Origin of the sequence: Cyanobium sp. BA20m-p-22, from assembly GCF_024346275.1 — a bacterium.
In the GTDB taxonomy this organism is placed as follows: Bacteria; Cyanobacteriota; Cyanobacteriia; order PCC-6307; family Cyanobiaceae; genus Cyanobium_A.
In genome coordinates this window covers 1-5,684 of sequence record NZ_JAGQCQ010000248.1, presented here as the reverse complement: position 1 = coordinate 5,684, position 5,684 = coordinate 1, and the positions used below count along the sequence as shown (strand labels likewise).

General features: G+C 64.7%; 7 protein-coding genes. 1 reads left to right on the top strand and 6 read right to left on the bottom strand.

Annotation, left to right across the window (positions count from 1 at the left end):
- Positions 1-214 (bottom strand): hypothetical protein (locus KBZ15_RS17175; RefSeq protein ID WP_255016442.1); only part of this gene is annotated, 214 nt, incomplete at its 3' end.
- A gap of 285 nt (positions 215-499) precedes the next feature.
- Complete coding sequence (locus KBZ15_RS17170; protein WP_255016440.1) at positions 500-1,066, bottom strand: bifunctional 2-polyprenyl-6-hydroxyphenol methylase/3-demethylubiquinol 3-O-methyltransferase UbiG; 567 nt, start codon at positions 1,064-1,066, stop codon at positions 500-502.
- A gap of 126 nt (positions 1,067-1,192) precedes the next feature.
- On the opposite strand from KBZ15_RS17170, the gene KBZ15_RS17165 reads away from it, so the two are divergent.
- A complete protein-coding gene (locus tag KBZ15_RS17165; protein ID WP_255016439.1) occupies positions 1,193-2,356 on the top strand; it encodes an ATP-binding protein in 1,164 nt (387 codons plus the stop codon).
- Between the two features lie 8 nt (positions 2,357-2,364).
- On the opposite strand, the gene asnB is transcribed toward KBZ15_RS17165, so the two are convergent.
- From asnB to KBZ15_RS17145, 4 genes are all read right to left on the bottom strand, one after another.
- Positions 2,365-4,326, bottom strand: coding sequence for an asparagine synthase (glutamine-hydrolyzing) (asnB, locus tag KBZ15_RS17160; RefSeq protein WP_255016438.1), 1,962 nt, complete (start codon positions 4,324-4,326; stop codon positions 2,365-2,367).
- The gene (locus KBZ15_RS17155) at positions 4,326-4,787 is read right to left on the bottom strand and encodes a hypothetical protein (RefSeq protein WP_255016437.1); all 462 of its coding nucleotides are present in this window, start codon (positions 4,785-4,787) and stop codon (positions 4,326-4,328) included. Before KBZ15_RS17155 ends, asnB begins: the two co-directional genes overlap by 1 nt.
- 18 nt (positions 4,788-4,805) lie before the next feature.
- Entirely contained in the window at positions 4,806-5,168 is a 363-nt protein-coding gene (locus KBZ15_RS17150; RefSeq protein WP_255016435.1) for a hypothetical protein, read from the bottom strand.
- A 181-nt stretch (positions 5,169-5,349) separates the two neighbouring features.
- Positions 5,350-5,684 (bottom strand): hypothetical protein (locus tag KBZ15_RS17145; protein ID WP_255016434.1); only part of this gene is annotated, 335 nt, incomplete at its 5' end.

The window sequence follows — 5,684 nt, the reverse complement described above, 5'->3', positions numbered from 1 at the left end:
GTTCGATCCTCAGCTGCTCGCTCTCGTTCTGCAGCTGCTGCATTCTCAGCTTGTATTCGATTTCTTTCCGATCGAACTCGATCTCTCTCAGCTCGTAGTCGACGACGGGTCGCCAGTTCAACATCGCTAAGCAACGCCGGAACCAGGGCAAAGAGGAGTAGTACTCCTGCTTGCGGGTTAAGGGCGACGTTTCCAGAGAAGGGGACGTGGACATGGCTGTAAGACGAGAAGAGGGTGATCAGCGCCAGCAGGCCGCCGATGATGATGGTGATCCAGCCCTGAATATCGAAGAGCCAAACCCTACCCACGCCGAGCCCTCGTTGCTCAATTCATAGTACAGCAGTACTTGCCAGCGCGTCCGCGCCAGCTGGGCTTCCCCCTGCCGCGTGCCCCTTAACCCCCACCACACACCAATAGGGCGCCCGCGGCGAAAAGCGCAGGTCCACCAGCCCAGCAGCGCTGCACATGGCACGGATCTGGGCGCGGCTGAAGCGCTGCTCTAGCGGCGTGCCGAAGCGATCGCGGGCGTCGGTGCGGAGGGTGTAGAAGCTGCAGTGGCGGCTTCTGCAAGGGATGCAAGGCGGGAGAGGGGCCAGTAGACGGTGAGGGCGATCAGGTCGGTGACGAGCTGCTTGGGGCGGGGCGGCAGGCGGCGGATCAGCAGGCGGGCGGCGTTGGAGAGGTGCCAGAGCAGGCGGAACCAGCGGGGGCGGTTGCCTGTGGCGTAATAGAGGTAGAGCAGCAGCGGTGCGCCAGGTTTGAGCAGCTGCGCGCAGGAGCGGATCGCGGCGGCGGAGTTGGGGACGTGGTGGAGCACGCCAAGGCTGTACCCGAAGTCTTGACTGTTCGGCAGCAGGCCGCGGGTGGCCACGGAGGCCTGGTGGAACTGCACATTGGGCTGATCGGCCAGGGTGCTTCTGGCTACGGCCAGGGCGCTGGAGGGATCGATGCAGTGCAACCGGCCCACGCGGGGCGCCACGAAGCGGGCCCAGCGGCCGGAACCGCAGCTGGCGAAGGACCAGGGGCCGAGGTTGGGCTGGTGCCTCAACGGCCGATCAGCAGCCAAGCGCCGGGATGCAGCAAGCCACTCAGCTCGCATGTCAGCCAAAGAGCGGAGCAGAAAAAGATGCCTATAGCTTGGTAAGATCGCCACAGATCTTTCAAGTTCAGGACCGACCGGGTCTGGCTACCCATGGACCCACTGCGTAATCCGTTCGCTCCGGGCGCGGGCTCGAGGCCACCTGAGCTGGCCGGACGTTCGGCGCTGCTGGAGGCTGCGGAATTGGCCTTGCGGCGCGTGCGGCTCGGGCGGGCTGAAAAGAGTCAGATGCTGCTCGGGCTGCGGGGTGTGGGCAAAACCGTGCTGCTCAACCGCATTGCGGAGCTGGCGGAATCGATTGGCTATGAGCAGGCCCAATTGGAGGCGCCGGAAGGACGCCCTCTGGCCACCTATCTGGTGCCTGCTCTCAAGAGCATGCTGCTGCGGCTCGATCGGGTGGAGCAGGCCAGGGCGTGGGCCAGCGAAGCAATGGCGGCCCTGCGGGGATTTGCCGGGGCCTTCAAAGTGAGTGTGGGTGAGGTGAAGCTGGGGCTGAGCGAACCGGTGCGCGCCGACAGCGGCAATCTGGAGGTTGATCTTCCAGAGCTGCTGCTGAGCATTGCCCGGGCGGCGCAGGCGGCTGGTACCAGTGTGGTGATCCTGATCGATGAGGTGCAGTACCTAACCGAAGACGAGCTGCGGGGGCTGATTGTGGCTCTGCATCGGATTGCCCAGAAGGGCCTGCCAATGATCCTGTTCGGGGCGGGCCTGCCCCAGCTGGCTGCTCTGGCAGGGGAGGCCAAGTCGTATGCCGAACGCCTGTTTGACTTCCCAGGAGTGGGAGCCCTGGATCTGCAGGCGGCAGGACAGGCGATTGCAGATCCGATTCGCGACGAAGGCGCCGGCATCACGGCAGAGGCGCTGGCCGAGATTGTGCGGGTCACCGAGGGCTACCCCTATTTCCTGCAAGAGTGGGGCAAACACACTTGGAACCAGGCCAACGGGCCAGAGATCAGCCTGAACGATGTGCTGGAAGCGAGCCGAACGGCTCTGGCAGCGCTGGACAGCAACTTTTTTCGAGTGCGGTTTGATCGGCTCACCCCCCGTGAACAGGCGTACCTGAATGCCATGGCTCAGCTGGGGGCTGGCCCCCAGCGTTCGGGCGCCATTGCCGAGGCGATGGGGTTGAAGGTCGAACGTACAGGGCCATTGCGCAGTGGGCTGATTCGCAAGGGAATGGTGTGGAGCCATGCGCACGGCATGACGGCCTTCACGGTGCCGCTGTTTGATGCCTTCATGCAAAGAGCCATGGGTTGATAACGGGATTACCCCCACTGCTCGAACCACGCTTGCCACATCAGCACGCTCCAGAGTTTGGTGGTGTGGTCGTAACGGCCGCTGAGGTGCTGCTGCCAGAGTCGGGTGATCGGCTCGGGGCGCAGGTAGCCCTCCTGGCTGAGGCGATCGGGGTGGAGCAGCTCGCTGGCCCAGGCACGCAAGGGGCCGCGCAGCCACTGGCCGATCGGCATGGCAAAGCCGGCTTTGGGGCGCTCGATCAGCTCCTTGGGCACATGTTTGTAGAGGATCTGGCGCAGGGCCCACTTGCTGGTGTTGCCGCGGATTTTCATGGCCATGGGCAGCCGCCAGGCCACTTGGGCCACGCGGTGATCGAGGAAGGGAGCGCGGGTTTCCAGGCCCACGGCCATGGCGGCACGGTCCACTTTCACCAGGATGTCGTCGGGCAGGTAGCTGAGGGAGTCCCAGGCCATCATGCGGGCGATGGGATCGCTGGAGAGGCAAGCGGGCAGGGGCTGATCGATGGCCGTGGGTTCGAGATCGGGGGGCTCGCCTTGCAGCAGCTGGGCTGGATCACGCCACTCACTCACCAAGGAACGGTAGAGATCGTCGCTGCTGCGCACGTACCGCAGGCGGGCGGCGAGCTTGTGGGCCTTGTGGCCCAACTGGCCAATCGGCAACGGCTGGCCCAGGGCATCCCAGGCCGGCGGGGGCAAGGCGGTGATGGCGCGGCCCAGGCCGCGGCGCAGCGGGCCGGGCAGCCAGGCCAGGCGATTCCAGATGCGCGGACCCCAGAAATAGCGGTTGTATCCCCCAAAGAGCTCATCGCCGCCATCGCCGCTGAGGGCAACCGTGAGGCCGGCCTGCCGAGCTGCTCGGCACACCAGATGGGTGGGCAACTGGGAGGAATCGGCAAAGGGCTCGCAGTAGAGCTGGGGCAGCTGGGGGATCAGGGCGCGGGCATCGGCGCTGGTGAGCAGGGTTTCGCTGTGGCTGGTGCCCAGGTGCTCGGCCACCGCCCGGGCATAGGGAGCTTCGTTGAAGCCGGCTTCTTCAAAGCCGATGGTGAAGGTGCGCAGCGGCTGGCTGCTCTGGCGCTGCAGCAGGGCTGCGATCAGGGAGGAATCGATCCCTCCGGAGAGAAAGGCCCCCAGCGGCACATCGGCGATCGCCTGCTCGGCCACGGCCAGGCTGAGACTCTGCTCCAGGGCATCCAGGGCCTCGGCGTCGCTCTGAAAGGCAGCGGTGCTGCCCGCCTCAATCACGGAACTGAGCTGCCACCAGGGCTGGCTGCGGGGCAGCGACGCCCCAGGGGTCAGGGGCAAGGGGATCGAAACCCAGTGGCCAGCTCGCAGCTTGGCGATGCCGGCATAGATGGACAGGGGTGCGGGCACCTGGCCAAAACGCAGCAGCTGGGCCAGGGCCGCGCGATCGATAGCGTTGTTGAAGCCTGGATAGGCCCTTAGGGAAGCGAGTTCAGAGCAAAACAGCAGCACCTGGCTGGTGCCGCTGCCGCTGAGCCCCCAATAGAGGGGCTTTTCGCCAAAGCGATCGCGGGCCAGATGCAGCACCCGCTGATGCTGATCCACCAGGGCCAGGGCCCACATGCCGGCGCAGCGCTGCAGCGCACCTTCCAGCCCCCAGGCCTCGATGGCGGCCAGCAGGGTTTCGGTGTCGGCATGGCCGCGCCAGGTTGGAGCCAACCCGGCAGCATCGAGGACGCGACGCAGCTGCTGATGGTTGTATATCTCGCCGTTGAAGGCGATCACATAGCGACCGGAAGCGCTGGCCATCGGCTGGTGGCCCGCTGGCGAGAGATCGAGAATCGCCAAGCGCTGATGGGCAAGGGCTACGCCGAGAGCTGGGTGCTGCCAGGTGCCAGCCGCGTCTGGCCCGCGATGGGCAATCGCAGCACCCATGCGTGCAGCTATCGGCACAAGATCTGCAGGAGCTTGAATAGAAAGGACGGACAGGCCAGCGATACCGCACATCAGTTGTCAGCCTTGAACCCAACCACACACCAGTAAGGAGCCCGCGACGAAAAGCGCATATCCACCAGGTTGGCGGCGCTGCACATCTCGCGGATCTGGGCGCGGCTGAAGCGCTGCTCCAGTGGCGTGCCGAAGCGGTCGCGGGCGTCGGTGCGGAGGGTGTAGAGGCTGCAGTGGCGGTAGTAGCTCAGGGGGAAGGAGGCGACAGGCAGGCGGGCGGCTTCTGCCAGGGATGCCAGGCGGGAGAGGGACCAGTACACGGTGAGGGCAATCAGATCGGTGACGAGCTGCTTGGGGCGGGGTGGCAGGCGGCGGAGCAGAGGTGCGCCGGGATTTGGGTGGGCTTCGCTCGGATCCTGCAGGACGTTCCGCCTAGATGAGTTGCTTGGGCCTTTGGGGTCGAATGGTGCACCTTCACGGAGGCTCTCTACCGACTTGCAGCCCTCACGCGAATTGGCCATATTCCAAGAGGAAGCCGATCAAGCCTCGGAGTCTGGTGTGTTCTGGCTCGAGTTGGTGCTGGAGCTGGAAAAGAGCGTATCGATTTTGGAGTTGAGCTCGTCGAGCCGCGCGGTTTCTTTCTCGATCTGCGCGATTTCGCTCTCGAGCTGCTTCATCCTCTGCTCGTGAGCGATCTGCCGCTGCTGTTCTTCGATCTTCAGCTGCTGCATTCTCAGCTTGTATTCGATTTCTTTCCGATCGAATTCGATCTCTCTCAGCTCGTAGTCGACGACGGGTCGCCAGTTCAACATCGCCAGCCAGCGTCGCCAGCGAGGCAATGATGAGTAAAACTCCTGCTTGCTGATTGAGCTGGATGGATCCAACACCTGGGATGTCGACATGGCCGTAGGAGGTGAACAGCGTGATCAGGGCAAGCAACGCGCCGGCTAGGAGCGTGATCGAGCCTTGAAGGTCGAAGAGCCAAACCCTACCCACGCCGAGCCCTCGCTGCTCAATTTATAGTACACCAGTACTTGGCAGTGCATCCGCGCTGGCTTTGCTTCTCTCGGGCGAGGGACAACCTCAAGCGGCCGGGGCCGCCTCATGTGCCTTAACCCCCACCACACACCAATAAGGCGCCCGCGGCGAAAAGCGCTGCTCCACCAACCCGGCGGCGCTGCACATCGCACGAATCTGGGCGCGGCTGAAGCGCTGCTCCAGGGGGGTGCCGAAGCGATCGCGGGCGTCGGTGCGGAGGGTGTAGAGGCTGCAGTGGCGGTAGTAGCTCAAGGGGAAGGAGGCCACGGGCAGGCCAGCGGCTTCTGCCAGGGATGCGAGGCGGGAGAGGGGCCAGTAGACGGTGAAGGCGATCAGGTCGGTGACGAGCTGCTTGGGGCGGGGCGGCAGGCGGCGGATCA